20 protein-coding genes and 1 tRNA gene are annotated in these 18878 nt (G+C 69.5%); 7 read left to right on the forward strand and 14 right to left on the reverse strand.

The genetic code is table 11. The annotated features are described in order from the left end of the window. The first annotated feature begins 251 nt into the window (after positions 1-251). Complete coding sequence (locus GGR24_RS12705) at positions 252-863, forward strand: LemA family protein (RefSeq protein WP_183395751.1); 612 nt, start codon at positions 252-254, stop codon at positions 861-863. Here GGR24_RS12705 and GGR24_RS12710 read toward each other — a convergent pair. The 3 genes from GGR24_RS12710 to GGR24_RS12720 form a co-directional block, all read right to left on the reverse strand. Beyond that, the gene (locus tag GGR24_RS12710; RefSeq protein ID WP_246398409.1) at positions 860-2026 is read right to left on the reverse strand and encodes a GGDEF domain-containing protein; all 1167 of its coding nucleotides are present in this window, start codon (positions 2024-2026) and stop codon (positions 860-862) included. The genes GGR24_RS12705 and GGR24_RS12710 overlap by 4 nt on opposite strands. Before the next feature lie 77 nt (positions 2027-2103). Then, a complete protein-coding gene (fae, locus tag GGR24_RS12715) occupies positions 2104-2643 on the reverse strand; it encodes a formaldehyde-activating enzyme (RefSeq protein WP_183395753.1) in 540 nt (179 codons plus the stop codon). A 23-nt stretch (positions 2644-2666) separates the two neighbouring features. After that, positions 2667-3311: a carbonic anhydrase gene (locus GGR24_RS12720; RefSeq protein ID WP_183395754.1), complete on the reverse strand. Its 645-nt coding sequence runs from the start codon at positions 3309-3311 to the stop codon at positions 2667-2669. Between the two features lie 186 nt (positions 3312-3497). On the opposite strand from GGR24_RS12720, the gene GGR24_RS12725 reads away from it, so the two are divergent. Both GGR24_RS12725 and GGR24_RS12730 read left to right on the forward strand, forming a co-directional pair. Further along, positions 3498-4352: a RibD family protein gene (locus GGR24_RS12725; protein ID WP_183395755.1), complete on the forward strand. Its 855-nt coding sequence runs from the start codon at positions 3498-3500 to the stop codon at positions 4350-4352. After that, positions 4309-4845, forward strand: coding sequence for a cytochrome b (locus GGR24_RS12730; protein ID WP_183395756.1), 537 nt, complete (start codon positions 4309-4311; stop codon positions 4843-4845). Before GGR24_RS12725 ends, GGR24_RS12730 begins: the two co-directional genes overlap by 44 nt. On the opposite strand, the gene GGR24_RS12735 is transcribed toward GGR24_RS12730, so the two are convergent. The 4 genes from GGR24_RS12735 to GGR24_RS12750 are packed head-to-tail and all read right to left on the reverse strand — an operon-like array spanning position 4842 to position 8161. After that, entirely contained in the window at positions 4842-5693 is an 852-nt protein-coding gene (locus GGR24_RS12735; protein WP_183395757.1) for a methyltransferase domain-containing protein, read from the reverse strand. The two genes, GGR24_RS12730 and GGR24_RS12735, sit on opposite strands and share 4 nt — an antisense overlap. Beyond that, positions 5690-6754 carry a glycosyltransferase gene (locus tag GGR24_RS12740; RefSeq protein ID WP_183395758.1) on the reverse strand — a complete coding sequence of 355 codons (1065 nt, stop codon included), beginning with the start codon at positions 6752-6754 and terminating at the stop codon, positions 5690-5692. The genes GGR24_RS12735 and GGR24_RS12740 overlap by 4 nt, the downstream gene beginning before the upstream one ends. After that, a complete protein-coding gene (locus tag GGR24_RS12745; protein WP_183395759.1) occupies positions 6747-7151 on the reverse strand; it encodes a 6-pyruvoyl trahydropterin synthase family protein in 405 nt (134 codons plus the stop codon). Before GGR24_RS12745 ends, GGR24_RS12740 begins: the two co-directional genes overlap by 8 nt. A gap of 8 nt (positions 7152-7159) precedes the next feature. Beyond that, positions 7160-8161, reverse strand: coding sequence for a zinc-dependent alcohol dehydrogenase (locus GGR24_RS12750; RefSeq protein WP_183395760.1), 1002 nt, complete (start codon positions 8159-8161; stop codon positions 7160-7162). 110 nt (positions 8162-8271) lie between these two features. On the opposite strand from GGR24_RS12750, the gene mdoH reads away from it, so the two are divergent. Beyond that, the gene (gene mdoH / locus GGR24_RS12755) at positions 8272-10197 is read left to right on the forward strand and encodes a glucans biosynthesis glucosyltransferase MdoH (protein ID WP_183395761.1); all 1926 of its coding nucleotides are present in this window, start codon (positions 8272-8274) and stop codon (positions 10195-10197) included. Here mdoH and GGR24_RS12760 read toward each other — a convergent pair. The 6 genes from GGR24_RS12760 to GGR24_RS12785 all read right to left on the reverse strand — a co-directional run bounded on the left by GGR24_RS12760 (position 10170) and on the right by GGR24_RS12785 (position 14722). Then, positions 10170-10748, reverse strand: coding sequence for a septation protein A (locus tag GGR24_RS12760; RefSeq protein ID WP_183395762.1), 579 nt, complete (start codon positions 10746-10748; stop codon positions 10170-10172). The genes mdoH and GGR24_RS12760 overlap by 28 nt on opposite strands. Positions 10749-10779: 31 nt before the next feature. Then, entirely contained in the window at positions 10780-11739 is a 960-nt protein-coding gene (locus GGR24_RS12765; protein WP_183395763.1) for a prephenate/arogenate dehydrogenase family protein, read from the reverse strand. Then, positions 11732-12865: a pyridoxal phosphate-dependent aminotransferase gene (locus tag GGR24_RS12770; protein WP_183395764.1), complete on the reverse strand. Its 1134-nt coding sequence runs from the start codon at positions 12863-12865 to the stop codon at positions 11732-11734. Before GGR24_RS12770 ends, GGR24_RS12765 begins: the two co-directional genes overlap by 8 nt. Then, positions 12862-13626 (reverse strand): chorismate mutase, encoded by a 765-nt coding sequence (locus GGR24_RS12775; protein ID WP_183395765.1) that lies wholly within the window; start codon positions 13624-13626, stop codon positions 12862-12864. The genes GGR24_RS12770 and GGR24_RS12775 overlap by 4 nt, the downstream gene beginning before the upstream one ends. 102 nt (positions 13627-13728) lie before the next feature. Further along, positions 13729-14322 carry a TIGR00645 family protein gene (locus GGR24_RS12780; protein ID WP_183395766.1) on the reverse strand — a complete coding sequence of 198 codons (594 nt, stop codon included), beginning with the start codon at positions 14320-14322 and terminating at the stop codon, positions 13729-13731. A 91-nt stretch (positions 14323-14413) separates the two neighbouring features. Then, on the reverse strand, positions 14414-14722 hold the full coding sequence (locus GGR24_RS12785) for a hypothetical protein (RefSeq protein ID WP_183395767.1): 309 nt from the start codon (positions 14720-14722) through the stop codon (positions 14414-14416). Positions 14723-14880: 158 nt separating this feature from the next. On the opposite strand from GGR24_RS12785, the gene GGR24_RS12790 reads away from it, so the two are divergent. The 3 genes from GGR24_RS12790 to GGR24_RS12800 all read left to right on the forward strand — a co-directional run bounded on the left by GGR24_RS12790 (position 14881) and on the right by GGR24_RS12800 (position 17188). Continuing rightward, positions 14881-14970 (forward strand) — tRNA-Ser (locus tag GGR24_RS12790). Positions 14971-15708: 738 nt separating this feature from the next. Further along, positions 15709-16557, forward strand: coding sequence for an alpha/beta fold hydrolase (locus GGR24_RS12795; RefSeq protein WP_183395768.1), 849 nt, complete (start codon positions 15709-15711; stop codon positions 16555-16557). A 100-nt stretch (positions 16558-16657) separates the two neighbouring features. After that, on the forward strand, positions 16658-17188 hold the full coding sequence (locus tag GGR24_RS12800) for a VOC family protein (protein ID WP_183395769.1): 531 nt from the start codon (positions 16658-16660) through the stop codon (positions 17186-17188). A 253-nt stretch (positions 17189-17441) separates the two neighbouring features. On the opposite strand, the gene clcA is transcribed toward GGR24_RS12800, so the two are convergent. Then, positions 17442-18788 (reverse strand): H(+)/Cl(-) exchange transporter ClcA, encoded by a 1347-nt coding sequence (gene clcA / locus GGR24_RS12805; protein WP_183395770.1) that lies wholly within the window; start codon positions 18786-18788, stop codon positions 17442-17444. Positions 18789-18878: the final 90 nt, after the last annotated feature.

The raw sequence follows: 18878 nt of genomic DNA on the forward strand, positions 1-18878 counted from the left end.
ACGGCAGGCGCACGTGGTCGGAGCGGCCCGCGAAGGCCTCCGACGTCAGCGCAAAAAGTCCCGATCCGCGGCCGCTCATGGGGGGTGATATAAGTGAACAACCCTATGAGTTGCAAACGTCTGCGGCGGATTTTGGAGCGCTTCGAGACGCAGGTCCGCTGCTCCGTCCTGGCGGCTTGACAATCAGGCCCGAAGGCGGACCTTCGCGAACGCCGCTCCCGCCCGTCTTCGGGCCCAGAAAGGACGACGCCATGAGGCTCTCGCTCACCGCGCCCGCCATCCGCATGTTCGCGGCGCTTACGCTCACCGGTCTCGCGCTGTCGCTCGCCGGCTGCGGCGTCAACAACGTGCCGACCCTCGAGGAACAGGCCAAGGCGCGCTGGAGCGACGTCCAGAACCAGTATCAGCGCCGCGCCGATCTGATCCCCAACCTGGTGGAGACCGTGAAGGGTTTCGCGCGCCAGGAGGAGAAGGTGCTCACCGAGGTGGTGGAGGCCCGGGCGAAGGCGACGCAGGTCAACATCGACGCCAGCAAACTGTCGGACCCGGAGGCCGTGAAGCGCTTCCAGGAAGCCCAGGCGCAGCTCTCGGGCGCGCTGGGACGGCTGCTGGCGGTGTCGGAGAACTATCCGGACCTGAAGTCCAACCAGAACTTCCTGGCCCTGCAGTCGCAGCTCGAAGGCACCGAGAACCGCATCGCGGTCGCGCGCCGCGACTACATCCAGGCGGTCCAGGCCTACAACACGGAGCTTCGCACGATCCCGGGTCGCTGGATCGCGGGCTGGCTCTATCCTGAGGCGAAGCCGATGGCGACCTTCGAGACGGCCCCGGAGAACCAGGCTGCGCCGAAAGTGTCGTTCTAGCTGACGATGCCGTTGGCCCGCCCGGCTGAGGGCGCGGGACGCCGGCCGGCGCCCCATCGCACCGCAGCCGTGGCGACGATGCACTGTGACTTGCCGGCCGTCTTGGCCCGGTAGAGCGCCTCGTCGGCGGTGTCGAGCAGCTCCGAGACGTCCTCGCCGTGGTCAGGCGCGAGCGCCACGCCGACGCTGACGCCGACGCTGACCAGAAGGCCGCTCTGGATCTCGTAGGGCGCGCCGAGCTCCCGGATGAGACGTTCCCCGAAGGCCGGCGCCTGCCTGCGGTCGACCCCGAGGGCGATGATGACGAATTCGTCGCCGCCGATGCGCGCGGCGACGTCGCCGGCCCGGAGCAGGCCGCGCAGGCGATCGGCCGCAGCCTTCAGCAGCTCGTCTCCGGCCGCGTGGCCATGCCCGTCGTTCACGCTCTTGAAGCCGTCGAGATCGAGGTAGAGCAGGGCGGCGCGACGTTCGCCGCGCTTCTCCATCTCTCGCAGCAGGCCGGCTCGATTGGAGAGCCCGGTCAGCGGATCGTGGCGGGCGAGCCGGTCGTTCTCGCGCTCCGCCTGCATGGTGGCGACCATCAGCGCGTTGAGCCTGTATGCGGCAAGCCGCATGCTGACGAGGTAGAACGGGATCTGGATCACCGTCAGCAGCATGATCGGCTCGCCGGATAACGGCGCCGCCAACACGGTGGGGCCGAGGCTGAGGGCGATCATCAGCGCCGCGAGCCGGGGCGCTCCGAAATTGCGGAACGCGATGCCGCCGATCATGGCGCCGGCGGACATGCAGGCGATGGTGGCCGCGACCCAGTCGCCGCTGAGCAGGGACATGAAGGCACCGTAGCCGACGCTCGCCGCCCACAGGATGCCGAGGCAGAGGTAGAGATCGGTCGGGGTGTCGCGGCCTTCCTTGCTAAGCCTGAAGGCGCTCAGCAGCACGACGAGCCGCGCGCCGCAGATCAGCAGCTCGGACAGGAACCAGATGATGAACGGCGCGCTCTGGAGGCGAAGCGCCAGAAGGCCGGACACCAGCAGGCTGTTCAGGACGCCGCCCGCGAAAATGGGCAGCGTCCCGAACAGGCTCGCGACGAGGGCGCGCCTGATGTCTTCCGAGACATCCGGGCCGGCGTCCGTCAGCCAGCGCGTGAAGCGCCAGCGGGGCAAGCTGTACGAGAGCTCCATCCGCATGGCGCGAACAGGGCGCCCGGGACCGTTAATTCCAGCTTACCACCTGCGCCGGCTCAGTAGTCGATCACGCCGTCCAGCGCGTAGTGCTTCACCGTCTTGCGGTTGGCGATCAGCTCATCGATCGTCGGCTCGCCCGTCATGGCGCGCTTGATGGCGAGCTTCGTCGCCTCATAGTTCGTGCGGTAGAGGTCCTTCTTGTCGACGTTCGGGTCCTCGGCGCAGCGGGGGTCGAGCCACACCGTCATGATGATGCAGATCTTGTCGCAGAGATCCTTGGCGATGACCCCTTCGATCACGCTGTCGAGAACGGCGTCGCCGAGGGCCGCCTGAACCACGCCGCCCAGCAGATCGACATATTCGGCGCTCTGGATCGTGACCTTGCTGGTCATGATGGTCGCGGGCTTCACGGTCTGGTTGAGGTCGCGCACCACGAACATGCGCGTATGGCCGACCGACTGGCCGAGCATCGAGGCGAAGGCGGTCCCGACCGGGCCGTCGACCGTCCCGATCACGATCTCCGGCATGGCGTCCGTCGCTTGGCCTTCCACGGCCAGCACGGTCGCTTCGCCCGTGCGGAAAGTCAGGTCGGTCATCGGCATTTCCTCTCCAGAGTTCGTCAGTTCGCCGGCACGTCGGCCCAGAAGCCGCGGTCGTCTCTACAGCGGAGACAGCCCGTCGCCACGCCGAAATGCATGCCCGTGATCTCGAGCTCGCCCTGCTCGACCCGCTCGCGGATCCAGGGGAAGCTCATCAGGTTCTCCATCGTCACGCCCACGCAGGCCTGCTCGCCGGCGCGGCTGCGCTCCTCGCCCTCGAGCGCGGGATCGACCTCGGACCTGGCCCGCTCGGCGATCCCCATCCAGCTCACCACGAAGTCCGACACCTCGGGCGGGGCGCCGTCGAACAGCGCCTTCACGCCGCCGCAGCCGGCGTGCGCGAGCACGACGATCCGGCGCACCCCAAGGACGCGGACGGCGAATTCGATCGCGGCGCTGGCGCCGTGATGCGCCTGGTCGGGCGCGTAGGGAGGCACCAGGGCGGCGACGTTGCGGAGCACGAACAGCTCGCCCGGAGCGGCGCCGAGAATCTGCTGCGGATCGACCCGGCTGTCCGAGCAGCCGATCACCATCACCTTCGGCGCCTGGCCATGCGCAAGGCTCTCGTACCGGCGCTGCAGTTCCGGCCAGGCCTCATGGCGAAACCGCCGATAGCCCTCGAAAAGCGCGTCCAGAGATCCGGCCTGCTTGTCCGCGTCGCTCATATGTCCTCCACGCCCCATTCCCGCCGCACGGATCATGGCGGCCACGATCACGTCAACGGCGCAGACCGTCGCGGGTTTCTCAATCCTCGTCTTCGTGGATGCGGGGCACACTGGCGGCGGGCCGCGGCTCCGCTATCTCGTGCGGGGCAGCTCCTTAGGCTTCGCCCCGATCGAGCGAGAAGACGCATGGTCAGTCCGTCCGGCGGAGCGGTTCCGCTGCCGCCCGATGACGCCGCCGCCTGGGGCGCGGTCAGAGCCGTCCGGCAGGGCGCGGTCGTCCCTGCGTCGCTCGAAAACCATCCGCTGTGCCGGATGATGCTGCCGGTCGCGAGACCCGAGACCCTCGTGCTCGCGCAGCTCGGCCAGTCGCTGGACGGACGGATCGCGACGATCGGCGGCGGCTCCGCGCTCATCAACGGACCTTGCGGCCTCGACCATCTGCACCGGCTGCGCGCCCTGGCGGACGCCGTGCTGGTCGGCGTCGGCACGGTCTGCGCGGACGATTGCCAGCTGACGGTCCGCCGCGTGGAGGGGCCGTCCCCGGCCCGGGTCGTCATAGACCCGCGCGGACGGATGCCGCCGCGGCCGCGCGCGCTGCGCGACGACGGCGTGAGGCGGATCGTCATCCGCGCCGAGGGCGCGCCGCATTGCGCCGAGCCCGGCGTCGAGACCGTGCATCTGAGATCGCGCGGCGGCCTCATCGCGCCCGCCGACATCGTCGCGGCGCTCGCGCGGCGGGGATTGCGTCGCCTGCTGATCGAAGGCGGGGCGGCCACCGTCTCGGCTTTCATGTCGGGCGGCGCGCTGGACCGCCTGCACGTCGTGGTGGCGCCCCTGATCGTCGGCTCCGGCCAGCCGGGCCTGAGCCTTCCTCCGATCTGCGACCTTGACCGCGCGGCGCGACCGGTCACGATCGTTCACCCGCTCGCGGACGGCGACGTGCTGTTCGACTGTGACATGCGCGCTTCCGCGGGCGCCCGATGCGACGGAGGACGCGATGAGCGCGACGCCAGCCCGGGGCGATTATTCGCGGACGGCTAAGGTCCTGCACTGGGTGATCGCAGCCCTGGTGCTGGGGCTGATCCCTGTCGGTTTCTCGCTCGATCTGCTGCCGCAGGGACCCGTTCAGGACTTCGCCTATCTGATGCACAAGTCGACGGGCTTCGTCGTCCTGGTGCTGATGATCGTGCGCCTCGGCTGGCGGCTGGCCTGCCCGCCGCCCCCGCCGGAGCCGGACATGCCGCGCTGGCAGCAGGCCTTGGCCTCCGCCAACCACTACGCGTTCTACGCCATCCTGCTGACGATGCCGTGGCTCGGCTGGGCTGGCTCGAACGCCTTCGGCGCGCCGGTGAGCGTCTATGGACTGTTCACGCTCCCGGACCTGGTGGCCGAGAACAAGGAGCTCGCGAAGACTCTTCTCGGCTGGCACGCCGCGCTCGGGATCACCGTGACGGCGTTGATCTGCGTGCATATCGGCGCGGTGCTGTTTCACCGCTTCGTCCGACGCGACGCCGTGCTGGCCCGGATGACCTAGCGCGCGGTTCCGGGCGGCTCGAGCAGCAGATCGACATGTCCGACCTCTCCGCCGCCGGCGGCGGAAGCCTCCCGGAAGGCGAGCCAGGCCGCCAGACCGTCCGGCGCCTCCGCCGTCTCGCTGGCCGCGGAGGCCATTCCGCGCACGAGCGCCGTCGTAAGCGCCCGATCGGCGGGGCCGAGCCGCCAGGGGCTGCGGCCTTCCAGCGCCCCATAGCCGCTCCGGCGGGCCAGCTCGCAAAGGCGCGCTCCCGCTTCGGGCCCGAGCGCCGGCCCCAGTCCCTTGTCGCTTCGCTGATGCGCGTTGAAGGCGGCGAGCGCCGCCTCATCAAGGTCGTGCGGCGGCTGGAACCGCTTGGCGCCGTCATAGATCAGCGGCGCGTAAAGCGTGCGCCGGGCCGCCGTGAGGCGCTCAGCAAAGGCGGTGAGCCAGGCGTCTCCCGCGAGGTCGAAGAAGGCGACCGCGACGATCAGGTCGGCGGCGGCCGCCGCCGGCGGCAAGGGGGCCGGGGCGAGGTCCGCCCGGCTGAACCGCACTTCGATGGTCGCCGCGTCCTTGCGGAGCTTCAGCGCGTCGCCCTCGGCGTCCGAGGCGTCGGCCCAGTCCCGGAGCCGGCTGCGGGCATGGTCGAGAAGGGCGGCGCTGGAATCGATCAGGGTCCAGCTCTGAACCGTGGCGAGCAGCGGCGCCAGCTTCCGCAACGCCGATCCGGAGCCCGCGCCAAGATCGACGACGGAGACAGGCGCGTCGCCGAACTTCGCGGCGAGCCGCTCCAGAGGGCCGGCGGCCAGGGATCTGTGATCGACGGCTTCCCGCAGATCGAGCCAGGCGGGATCGAAGCCGCTCACGCGGCCTTGCCCGCGCGCGGGGCCCCAGCCATCAGGCGTTCGAAAACGGTGGCGGCGTCCGCCCATCGCGGCAGGGTCTGGCCGCAGGACCAGGCGGCGTCGGAGGCCGCCGGGCGCGCGCCGCCATCTTCGATCAGCCGCCGCAGCGCCGCCGCGACGCCCCGGACGTCGTCGGGGTCGACCCGCGCGCCCGCGTCGCGGGGGACGAGCTCGGAAGCCGCCCCTGCGTCTCCGGCGATCACCGGCAGCCCGCGCGCAAGAGCTTCCGCATAGGCCATCCCATAGCCCTCGTGGCGCGAGGGGAGGGCGAAGAGATCGGCGCTCGCGTAGGCGGCCTCGAGCTCGGCCGGCGCGACGGCGCCGAGAAGTTCGACCCGCTCGTCCAGTCCGAGTTCGCGGATGAGCCCGGAAAGACGCCGCGCGCAGGCCGGATCCCGATCCGGGCTTCCGACGAGTCTCCAGCGCCAGGCGAGATCGCCCAGCAGGGCGAGCGCGCGGGCAAGGGTCTCGTGGTTCTTTCGCGGGATCAGGGCGCCGACGCTGAGCACCACAGGCGCGCCGCCGCGGCTGCCCGCCGCGCGCGGAGCCGGGTCGACGCCAGGCTCGGCGACATGCACGCGCTCTTCCGGGACCCCGTAGCGCGCGACCAGCGTGCGCCGGGTCGCGGCGCTCGTGCACACGACGGCCGCGGCCTGCGCGAGCGCCTCGCGTTCGCTCGCCTCGAGCCGCTCCGTTTCGGCGGGCGCGAGGCCGGTCTCGAGCGCCAGCGGATGATGCACCAGCGCGACGAGCGGTCGGCCCAGGCTCCGAAGTCTCTCGGCGGGCAACTCCGCGAAGGCGAGGCCGTCGATCACCAGCGTGGCGCCGCGCGGAGCGGCGGCCAGCAGATCGAGGCTCCGTGCGAGCGAGGCTTCGGTCGGTCGCGGAAAATCATCCGGCAGCGCCAGCGCGCGCGCCGCGTGCCCGCGCGCCTTGAGCTCGCGCAGAATGCGGGCGTCGTAGAGATAGCCGCCCGTCGGCGTCGCGAGGTCGCCGGGCGCGGCCAGGATGAATTCACCCACCGACAGGGCCTTCGAACCAGGCGCGGGCGATATGGGACTCCTCGAGCGTGACCCGGATCCGGGACAGGCCCGCCGCGTGCGCGCCCAGAGCGCCTGTCCGGGCGGCTTCCGCCATGCGGTCGAAGATGTGGCGGCACAGGAATTCCGTTGTGGTCACCTGGCCGGCCAGCTCCTCGGCCTCGTCGAGGTTCCGGTAGTTCAGCGGCGCGAGCGCAGCCTTCAGCGCTTCGGTGGCGCGCCCGATGTCGACGACGATGTTGTCGGGGTCGAGCTCTTCCCGGAAGAACGCGACGTCGACCACGAAGGTCGCGCCATGCAGCGCCTGGGCGGGCCCGAACACGTCTCCCTTCAGGCTGTGGGCGATCATGATGTGGTCGCGGACTTCGACGGCGTACATGGCGGACCTCAGGGGTAGCGGAGAACGACGGCGAGACCCTGCGCGCCCGGCGCCAGAGCGTCCGGCAAGGCGGAGGGAGCGTCGTCGAACAGAATCTCGGTGTCGAGCAGAAGGTCGTAGCGGTTATCGGCCGCGAGCAGCGCGAGCGCGGCGCCGAGACGGCGTCGCGTGCTCCATCGCGGCCTTCGCGAAGGCGCGACCTGACCGACCTGGGAGGACACCAGCTTGAGCCGGCGCGCGTGAAACGCGCGGCCGAGCGGCACCGCGACGTCGTCCACGCCATGCCAGCTCATCTCCACCACGGTCGCCTCCTCGCCCGCCGCCGCGAGCGCGGTCGCAAGCCCCGCGGCGGTCGCGCTGGCGTGGAAGACGACATCGGCGTCGCGGGGCGCGTCGCCCGGCTCGGCGAATCCGGCGCCAAGGCTCTCCGCCAGAGCCCGCCGCCGCTCATCGACGTCGACCACCGTGACCTCGACGCCCGGCAGCCGGCTGAGCAGCGCCGCCGTCAGAAGCCCGACGGGGCCGCCGCCGACCACCACGGCGCGGTCGCAGGGGCCCGCGCCGGAATCCCAGACCGCGTTCAGGGCGGTCTCCATGTTGGCGGCGAGGACCGCGCGGCGAGGGGGCAGTCCAGCCGGCAGAGGGTGGAGGGTCGACGCGGGCGCGGAGAACGCGTCCTGGTGCGGGTTCAGGCAGAACACCATCCGGCCGGTCAGGTCCGGCGGGCCCGCCTCGACCCGCCCGACGGCCGCGTAGCCGTATTTGACCGGGCCGGGAAACTCGCCTTCCTGACGGGGCGCGCGCATCCTCCGCCATTCGCTTTCCGGCACCCGGCCGCCGCAGACCAGTCGCTCGGTGCCCCGACTCACGCCGGAGAAAAGCGTGCGGACGAGGGGCTCGCGCGGGTCCGGGCGGGCCAGCAGCTCCTCCCGAAGCTCGACGCCGCCACGGCCGTCATACCAGAGGGCTCTGGCACTTAGTGTCTCTGGGCCGTTGTCGGTGACTGTCATCCGCCTAAATTCGGAGCAGGTCGTGCCGGTTTGACGACCGCGGAAGTGATATAGCGGCGCCCCCCGGAGCCGCCAGACCGTCCCTCGTCCGGCCCACCCGAAAGCGTAAGATGCGTTCAGACACCGACCTGCTTCAGGCCGCCACTCCCAGCCTCCTCACCGCGAGCGGCCGCCGCGCCGGCACGACTCCGACCGGCTCGCAGTCGATCCTGGCGCTCAGGCTCAGGCGCGTCGCGATGGGCGCTCTGACGCTCTCGACCTACGCGGCGCTTTCCTACTCCTTCGCCCAGGTCATCGGCGGCGACGGATGGTCGGCGCCGGAGCTCGCGATGTTCGTCTGCTTCCTGGTGTCGTCGCCCTGGATCGTTCTCGGCTTCTGGAACGCGACGATCGGTTTCGCGCTGCTGCGGTTCGCCAAGGATCCCGTCGCGTCGGTGGCGCCCTGCGTCCTGACGACGCGTGTGGACGCGCCCGTGGAGGGTCGCCACGCCATCGTCATGTGCATCCGCCACGAGGATTCGGCGCGCGTCGTGCGCCGCCTCGACGCCATCATGGCGAGCCTCGATGCGACGCCGTTCGGCGACCGCTTCGACCTGTTCGTCCTCAGCGACAGCCAGAAGCCCGAACTGATCGAAGACGAAGAGGCGGCGATCAGCGCCTGGAGAGCCGGGCTCGAGGACCCGAGCCGCGTCATCTATCGCCGGCGCGACACCAATGAGGGCTTCAAGGCCGGAAACATACGGGAGTTTCTGGATCGCTGGGCGGACCGTTACGAGGTCATGATCACGCTCGACGCCGACAGCGTCATGTCCGGCGCGACGATCCTCCGGCTCGTCCGGATCATGCAGGCGAACCCCAAGCTCGGCATCCTTCAGACGCTGGTGGTCGGCCTGCCGGCGCGCACGGTGTTCGGCCGCGCGTTCCAGTTCGGCATGCGGGCCAGCATGCGCTCCTATTCGATGGGCGCTGCATGGTGGAGCGGCGACTGCGGTCCCTATTGGGGCCACAACGCCGCCATCCGGGCCAAGGCGTTCCGCGATCACGCGCGCCTGCCGCAGGTGCCGGGCGCGGCGCCGCTGGGAGGGGACGTGCTCAGCCATGACCTCTACGAGGCCGTGCTGATGCGCAAGGCCGGCTACGAGGTGCGGGTGCTGCCGGAGGAGAGCGGCTCCTGGGAGGACAATCCCGCGACGTTGACCGAGTTCATCCGGCGCAACCTGCGCTGGTGCCAGGGCAACATGCAGTATCTCAGGCTGATCGGCAGCCCGGGCCTTCCTTTCGTCGGGCGCGTGAACCTGCTGATCGCGATCCTGATGTATCTCGGGGCGCCGGCCTGGATGGGCTTCATGATCGCCGGCGCGGCGCAGGCCTGGGGCGCGCCGACCCTGATCCCCGTGAGCGGCGGCGGCGAGTTCTCGCTGACGCTCGGCACGGTGCTGCTCGCCGTGATGATGCTGGTGCTCTTCGCCCCGAAGATCATGGGCTATCTGGACGTCGCGCTGCGGCCCGCCGAGAGCCGCCGCTACGGCGGCGTGCCGGTGTTCCTCGGGAGCGTGGCCGCGGAGGTCTCGTTCGGACTGCTGTTCGCGCCGATCGTGAGCTTCACGGTGACGGCCTTCCTGTTCCGGCTGTTCGTCCTGCGCCGGGGCGTCGGCTGGGCGGCGCAGAACCGCGCGGGCGACCGCGTGGGCTGGCGCGAGAGCGCCGCGCTGCTCTGGCCCGCCACCGCCTTCGGGTGCGCGCTCGCGCTGTCTTTCGCCCTGTCGGCGCCCGCCGTGCTGTTCTGGGCGGCGCCGGTGGTGGCGAGCTTCCTGCTTGCGGTTCCGTTCGCGGTCCTGACGTCGCGCGAGAGCAGCCGTCTGCGGATCGGCGCCATCCCGGAGGAGGCCAACCCGCCGGCCGAGGTGCGGGCCGTCAGCGAGGGGCTGGCGCTGGCCCGCAAGCCGCCGCGCTGGGCCCAGCCCCTGTCGCCGTTCCGGTTCGATGGATCGGAGAAGCCCGGCGCGGGCTACTCGGCGGCGGCCCCGGCGGAATAGCGCTGCAGCAGCGGCGCCTGCGCCATCGCGAAGATCATGGTCAGGGGCATGATGCCCCAGACCTTGAAGGCGACCCAGAAATCCGTGGTCTGGGTCCGCCAGACCACCTCGTTGACCACGGCCAGGAACACGAAGAACCACGCCCAGCGCAGCGACAGCTTCATCCAGCCCTCATGGGTCAGGTTGAACGCCTGGTCGAACACGACCTCGAGCAGCGGCTTGCCGAAGCCGATCCCGCCGAACAGCGCGCCTGCGAACAGCAGGTTCACGATGGTGGGCTTGAGCTTGATGAACAGCTCGTCCTGCAGCGCCAGCGTCAGCCCGCCGAACACCACCACCACCACGCCCGACACGAGCGGCATGATCGGCAACCGGCGCGTCAGAAACCAGGACGCCGCCAGCGAGATCACCGTAGCCCCCATGAACAGCGCGGTGGCGGTGAACAGGTTGCTTCGCGCGTTGGCGATGAAGAAGACCACGAGGGGCCCGAGCTCCATCGCAAGCTTTGTCACCGGATGGACGGAGTGGGGCGCGCGCTGGGCGGAATTCATGAACTTCCTCTGACTCTACGCAGGCGCGCGATCAAGGCCCAGGAGGTGAAATCGCGCCATGGTCGCCGGCCGACGGGGCGTTTCTGCGACCGAAATCTGGCGCGGCGGTATCCTGGCCCTGCTCAATGATGCTGCGCCGGATCTCTCGCGTCCGCGTGAACAGCTCGAACAGCTTGTCGCCCTCGCCCCAGCGGATCGCCCGCTGGAGCGCCGTCAGGTCCTCGACGAAGCGGCCGAGCATCTGCAGGACCGCATCCCGATTGTTGAGGAAAACGTCGCGCCACATCGTCGGATCGGAAGCCGCAATCCGGGTGAAGTCCCGGAAGCCGGACGCTGAGTATTTGATCACCTCGGATTGGGTGACCTCCTCGAGGTCAGCGGCCGTCCCGACGATGTTGTAGGCGATCAGATGAGGCACGTGGCTGACGATCGCGAAGACGAGGTCGTGATGCTCGACCGTCATCGTGTCGACGCGCGCCCCGGCGCCCTCCCAGAACGCCCGGAGCGCTGCGACGGCGGCGGGGTCGGCCGACTCAAGCGGCGTCAGGATCGCCCAGCGTCCGTCAAACAGCTCCGCAAAGCCGGCGTCCGGCCCCGAATCCTCGGTTCCGGCGATCGGGTGAGCCGGGACGAAGTGGGCGTGCGCGGGCACATGCGGGGCCATGTCGCGGACCACGGCGCCCTTCACGGAGCCCACATCGGACAGGATCGCGCCCGGCTTCAGGCGGGGCCCGATCTCGGCCGCGACGGGGCCGCAGACGCCGACAGGCGTGCAGACGATGACGAGATCCGCCTCCGCGGCGGCCTCTCCTGAGCGCTCGAAGACTTCGTCCGCCAAGCCAAGCGCCGCGACCCGCTCGCGCACGGAGGCGTCCTGGTCGGCGGCCGCGATCGTTCGCGCCAGGCCAGCCTTGCGGGCGGCCCGCGCGATCGAGGAGCCGATGAGCCCGACGCCGATGATCGCCACGCGGTCGAACAGAGGCTCAGCCAAGCTGGCGATCCTTCGCGAACTCGCCGAGAGCCGCCAGAACCGCGCGGTTGGCGTCCTCGGACCCGATGCTCAGGCGAAGCGCATTCGGCAGGCCATAGGCCCCGACCGCGCGCAGGATCAGGCCGCGTTGCGTCAGGAAAGCGTCCGCGTCCGCGGCGCGGCGCCCCGGCTCGTCCGGAAAATGGATCAGCAGGAAGTTCGCGACGCTCGGCGTGACCGTGAGCCCGAGCGCCTGGATGCCTTCGGTCAGCTCCGCCAGCCAGCGCGCGTTGTGCGCCACCGCTCGGTCGATGTGCGCGCGATCCGCGATCGCAGCCGCCCCGGCCGCGATCGCCGGACCGGAGACATTGAACGGGCCGCGGATGCGGTTCAGCGCGTCGACGACCCCGGCAGGTCCGTAGAGCCAGCCGATCCTGAGACTCGCAAGGCCGAAGACCTTCGAGAAGGTGCGGGTCATCACGACGTTCTCGCAGGAGCTGACGAGCTCGATCCCAGCCGCGTAATCGTTCGCCCGCACATACTCCGCATAGGCTGCGTCGAGCACCAGCAGCGCGTCGCGCGGCAGTCCCGCCTGCAGCCGCTTCACCTCGTCGAAAGGCAGGTAGGTGCCGGTCGGATTGTTGGGATTGGCGAGGTAGACGATGCGCGTGCGGTCGGTGACGCGGGCCAGGATCGCGTCAACGTCCGCGGTCAGGTTCGTTTCCGGCGCGACGACCGGCGTTCCCCCAGCCGCAAGGATCGCGATCCGGTAGACCAGGAAGCCATGCTCGGTGAACAGCCCCTCGTCCCCCGGGCCGACATAGGCGTGCGCCAGCAGCGACAGCAGTTCGTCGGAACCGGCGCCGCAGACGATCCGCGCCGGATCGAGCCCGTGCGCGCGGGCGATCGCCTCCCGCAGCGCGCGGGCGCCGCCGTCGGGATAGATCTCGAGATCCGCCGCCGCCGCCCGGAACGCCTCGACGGCCTTGGGGCTCGGGCCGAACGGGGTCTCGTTCGACGACAGCTTGCGCAGAGGCACGCCGGCCGGCGCCTTGCTCTTGCCGGGCACGTAGATGTCGATCGCGAGCGCGCCTGGCCGGGGAGCGGGCGCATCGGGCCGCGGCGCCGGGCTGAGGGTCGCGCTCATGGGGCGAACGGAGCGGCGTAGCCGCCCACCGGCCGCGCATCCGGGGCAGGCGGCGCGTCGCCCCGGACGGCGACGAGCCGGTTGCGTTGCCCGTTGCGTGTGACCGTGGCGATGGTCTCGGCCTCGTTTCCGAGTTCTTCCCCGCCGTCGTCTGTCGTGGACCAGACGGTCACCTCCGCAGCGGCGGCGGGGCCGAGCGGGCGGGCGATCACGAAGGCGTCGAGCGGCGCGGGCCGCTGCGGCCCCGGGAAGAACGGCAGACGGGCCATCACATGGGGACCGTCGCCCCCAAGGCCTTCCCACCAGGCGGCCGCGGGCGCGGGATCGATCCGCACAAGCCCCAGATCGCCAGTGGAGCCGCGAACGGCCTCCACCACTCGGGCGGCGGTGCCATGACCCTCCAGAGGCACGTCGAAGCCGACGTGGAAACGCGCGAGATCGTGCATCTCGAGCGCCCGCGCGCCCTGTTCGACATGCAATGTGAAGGGCGCCTGCACATGCGTGAAGGTCGCGATGATGGTGCGCCAGAGATGTTCGGCGGTGGCCAGCGGAAGCCGGCCCTGATGGCGCGCCGCAAGGCGACGCATCATGTCGGCCTCGCGCGCCGGGCGAAACGCCGAGCCGGTCTCGGAGGTGCGCTTGATCTCGACCAGACGATCGATCACCGCGCCGCGCTCCATCAGGAGCAGGTGCATGGCTTCGTCGATCCGGTCGATTTCACGCCGGATATCGGCGAGCGGATCTGAGAACGCGTCGTTCATGAGATGTCGGCCGCTGGTGCAGCCGGACGGTGATGGCCGCCCGGCTTCGGGGGGCACTTCATAAACGAAGCCGGGCGGTGAGGCCAACAGCGGCGGCCGCGCTTAGCGCGGCTTGCCGCCGTGATCGGGGGCGTGGGCGTCGGCGGTGGGCTCGCCCTTGTCGCCCTTGCCGTGCAGCGCGCTTATCCGCGCCTCGATCAGGTGAGCGTGGTCGCTCAGCCAGTCGGAAAGCGCGAGGAAGACGCCGGAGCCGACGAAGACCACATGGATGCCGGCCATCCACCACAGATCCCGGTCCGTCGCCGAATTGAGGTCCATGAACGCCTTGAGCAGCTGAATGGCCGAAATCGCGACGATGGAGGCGATCAGCTTCAGCTTGAGGCCGGAGAAATCGATCTTGCCCATCCACTCCGGCCGCTCGGAATGGTCGTGAAGGTCCATCCGGGACACGAAGTTCTCATAGCCGGAGAAGATCACCAGCAGCACGAGATTGGCGGTCAGCGAGAGATCGATCAGCGACAGGACGCCGAGGATGACCTCGCTCTCCGTCGCGGAGAACACGCCTTCCGCGAAATGCAGCAGCTCCTGCGCGAACTTGATGAGCAGGATGACCAGGCCGCCCACCAGTCCGATGTAGAACGGCGCCATCAGCCACCGGCTGGCGAAAAGGCCCCGTTCGATAAGTCTTTCGATCATCGTGCTTCCCTCGCTAGAGGCGCGCGGCATCGCATTTCCCTGGCGCGCGGGCAAGCCGCCCGGCCGTTCACATCAGAGAGCAGGCCGAGGCTCAGGGCGCCACGCCGACGAGCCGCCTCCGCCTGCGGCCGAGGAGCATCAGAAGGATGCCCAGAACGCCCAGCACGATGAAGGTCGGCTGTGCGGCCACGGCGTCGAGGATCCCGCTTGCGTGCAGCGTCTCGTCGAAGAACTTCCGGGTCTTCTCGATCCCGGGCGGGAACGCGGCGCTCCAGGTCGCCTGCAGCGGCGTGAAGCTGATCGCGCCGGCCGCGATCGAACGGGCGCCGTCGATCACCAGCGCGACGAAGGCGCCCGCGAGGATGAGGAAGCCGAGCAGACGGAGAAGGAAGCGGATCATGAACGGCCTTCCGTGGTTGAGGCTGCGCCGGCGTCGCCGCCGACCCGGACGAAGATGGATTTTTAGCGCGCCGCCGGCAATGCGGACCTGGGCGGAGCGCGCCGCCATGCCTCGCGCCGCTTGTCAGGCGGACGCCGCCTTGCTAACTCCCGCCCCACGGAGGGGTGGCCGAGTGGTTGAAGGCGCACGCCTGGAAAGTGTGTATACGGGCAACCGTATCGGGGGTTCGAATCCCCCTCCCTCCGCCAGCCTGCGATCGCCGACGTTTCTCTCCGCATCCGGCGCGCGACAGAGACCCGAAGAGACGTCGCGCTGCGGCGCAGGCGCTGTGTCCGCTGCTGATTGAGCTTCCGCCGGCTTCGCAGGACGAAGGTCGCGAAGATTGTCGGCTCCTCGGCCCTCTCGAAAGCTCAGGCTGTCCGGCGTCTGGGCGATCAGCAGCGCGTTCCTGAAAGCTTCATGAGCGTGAGGACGCCTGCTCGGTCGCCGAGCTGGGCGTCATGGAAGGTGGCGGAGGCGCTCCAAGGCCGTCCGACGGCGCCTGGCGCTCGGCTATCGGCCGCCCGCGCACCCAAGGTCGCGCTGGGACCGACTGCGAAGCCGGACCCGTTCCGCCGGCCACAGTAACCCTCGGGTCACCGACGCTCATGAAGCGCCATTACGGCCGGGCCACTCGGTGGCACCCGGCCGCGGGCACGCCGGCGCTCCGTCACGCCGAGCTGGCTCCCGACGCGATCTAAGCAGTCGTGTCAACGGCGGGCTGATCAGTTGCGCTGCCGCCGCGTCTCCCGGTGCGGATCGACGCCCCGCCCGCACAAAACTGAACGACGGAAGTGCAGCTATGTCGATTCAAGAAAAAATTCCGAGCGCCTAAGTTCCCCTCGGACCGCAAAGCCACTTTGACAGGCGCGTTGGCGCCTTTCGATTGAGGCGTGCTGGTCGCCGCGAGCTCTTCTTGAACGCCAGCATCTGACTGGAAGACGATCATGATCGGGACCTTGGAGGATTTCACCCAGCAACTGATGTGGGTGAACGGCGTCAGGATCAACGCGGTCACGGGAGGCTCAGGCCAGCCGATCCTTCTGCTGCACGGCTGGCCGGAAACATGGTGGGAATGGCACGACGTGATGCCGCTGCTGGCCAGGCATTTCAGCGTGGTGGCCATCGATCTGCGCGGCGCGGGCTTTTCCGACTGTCCGCTCGACGGCTACGAGAAGGCCGTGATGGCGCGCGACGCGCATGAAGTCATGGTCGCCCTCGGGCATGAACGTTACGCGGTGTGCGGACATGACATCGGTGGAATGGTGGCGTTGCCGCAGGCCGCCATCTATCGGGAGGCCGTCACGCATCTGGCCGTCCTGGACGTGCCGCTTCCCGGCTGGACCGGTTGGGAGGCGACCATCGCCAAGCTCTGGCACTTCAGCTTCCACATGAATCGGGATCTACCCGAGCGCCTGATCCACGGCCGTGAATATGACTATGTCTCGACCTTCATGGCCGAGCGGTTCTACGATCACAACACCTTCGATCAGGCCGACATAGACATCTACGCCAAGGCGATGGCTCTTCCTGGCCGCACGCGTGGCGGGATGGAATGGTATCGCACCCTCGCCGCCGATCACGCAGCTGCGCTCGAGTACAAGAAGCAGCCGCTCGAGATCCCGGTGCTCGCTCTGGGCGGGGAACAACGTTTTGGCGCGCACATGGCGCCCATGCTCAAAGAGTTCGCCAGCAACGTTACTGGCGGCTCGATCCCGCGATGCGGCCACTATGTGGCGGACGAACGGCCGGATGAAGTCGCGGCCGCTCTGATCGATCTTCTCAAAGCCGATTGAAGACTCTGCGCTGGCGTGGCCGGCCCGACTAATCGCGATGCTGCGGGCGAACTACGCCGCAGCGACTGCAACGGATCGAGCAGACAAGAAGGAGCCTGTCATGACCGCACCCATCGTTCGCGGCGTCAATCATATCGGCATCACGGTGCCTGACGTCGAAGCAGCGAAATCGTTTCTGGTGGAAGCTTTCGACGCCCAGGTGATCTACCAGTCCTTCGGACCGCATGATCCGCCGCGGCAGGGTCCCGAATTCGAGCGGGCCGTCAACGCTTTCCCCGGAACAGTCGTGCGCGCGCAGGCGATGGTCAAGATCGGGACGGGGCCTGACATCGAGCTGTTCGAAATGCACGGCCCCGAGCAAGCACAGCCGATCCGCGCCAGCGATTTCGGCATCACGCACTTCGCTCTTTACACGGACGACATCGACGCATCCGTCGAGCGCTTCGAGAAGGCGGGAGGCACGCCCCTCACCGCGCCGCGCTCTATTCCCTACGAAACCGAGAAGGGCCCTGGAAACAAGGTCTGCTACTGCCGGATGCCTTGGGGCACGACCGTTGAATTCATCACCACGCCTGCCCGCATGGACTACCGTGACCAGACGGATCTGCGCCGGTGGCAGGACGAAGACTGAGCCGAGCGCCAAAAGATCCGCATCAGTTCAATCGTAGCGATCGTCTGTGAGGGCGGCCGCCACTCGCTGGAGGAGCTCACCGAGGTGAAATGGGTGACGCTGCAGATGGGCAAGCGCCAGTTCCCGTTCTGAGGCGCCGGTTTATCGGCGAAGTTCGAGATGCCGGAATGTGAGCAGGCGCGTTTTCTGGCGCCTGCTCCGCGCTGGGCTGCGCGGTGAAGCGGGAAGGCAGGTCGCCGCCCTTACGCCGTCATCAGGCCAGCCCGGTCCCGTCGGGGCGCTGCGGCGCCTTGACCCCCGCCTGCGCCAGGGTGCGCTCCAGGAGTTGCGTGTAGATCGGCCTCCCCCCGCACCATTGCGCGGTGAGGTCCGCGGCGAAGCAGGCGACCATCAGCGGCACGACAAGCGCGTAGGACCCGGTCAACTCAAGCGTCAGGGCGACGCCGACGATCGGCGCCCGGACCGATGCGGTGAAGAGCGCGCCCATCGCGGCGATCGCGAAAGCCGTCGGGTCGAAGCCAGCCGCCGGCGCGAGGGCGCGCGCGCCCTCGCCGAACGCGAAGCCGATGCAGGCCGCGAGGGACAATATCGGCGCGAAGATCCCGCCCGGAACTCCGCTCGAGTAGCTTCCCACCATGGTGACGAAGCGGATGGCTGCGAGCGCGAGAAGCAGGCTCAGCCCCGGATGGGCGCTCGCGAGTTGCAGGATCACGCTCTCGCCGCCTGTCACCGCCTGCGGCAGCAGGATCAAGAGGGCGCCGACCACCGCCCCGATCACCGCCGGATAGGCGTAGGGCAGCCGCTGCTGGCAGCGGCTCGCAAACGCCAAGGCTTTGAGGATGGCGGCGTTGAGCACGCGTCCGACCACGCCGAGCACGATCCCAAGCAGCAGGAAGGCGGGCAGGAACGCGAGCGGCGCGGCGCCGGCCGCCAGCGGCAGGTCAGGGCGGGTCCCGCCCATGATCTCGGTCACGACCGTCGAGGCGATCGCCGCAAGGATCACGCCCAGATAGGTCCGGAAGGTGTACGGAAACTCCTTGTGGGTCTCCTCGATCACGAAGAGCACCGCTGCGAGCGGCGCGTTGAAGGCGCAGGCGAGCCCCGCCGCCGCTCCCGAGGCCAGCAACCCGCGCCGTTCGAGCTCCGTCGTCCGGAAGGTCTCGGCGACCGCCGCCGAGGCGGAGGCACCGATATGGATCGTCGGTCCCTCGCGCCCCAGCACGAGTCCCGAGCCCATGGCGATCACGCCTGCGAAGAACTTCACCGGCAGGACGCGACGCCAGCGGACCTCGCGCAACCCCTCCATGGCGCCCTCGATCTCCTGGACGCCGCTGCCGCCGGCCTCCGGCGCGAAGGCGCGGACGATCGCGACCGCTATGACCGCGCCAGCCATGGCGATCGCCGCAGCGGCGCAGACGAGCGCCAAGCCGTCGAGACGGAGGGCGATCCAGTCGGGCCATGCGACCGCGCTGTCGATCGCCTTGTGAAAGAGCGAGCCGACGAACCCGGTGATCGACCCGGCCAGGAGGGCCAGGGCCATGAACCGCGCTTCTCCCTTGGGATCGCCCGGGCGGCCCTGCGCCAGAAGGTCTTCGTCCATGCGCTCGCTCTGCTGGGAGCCTCATCGGGCGCGCGCCGTGACGCTGCACGCAGGTTGTCTGCACCTGCGTGTCATTCTTGCGCCCGGGAG

Origin of the sequence: Hansschlegelia beijingensis, assembly GCF_014196425.1 — a bacterium.
In the GTDB taxonomy this organism is placed as follows: Bacteria; Pseudomonadota; Alphaproteobacteria; order Rhizobiales; family Methylopilaceae; genus Methylopila; species Methylopila beijingensis.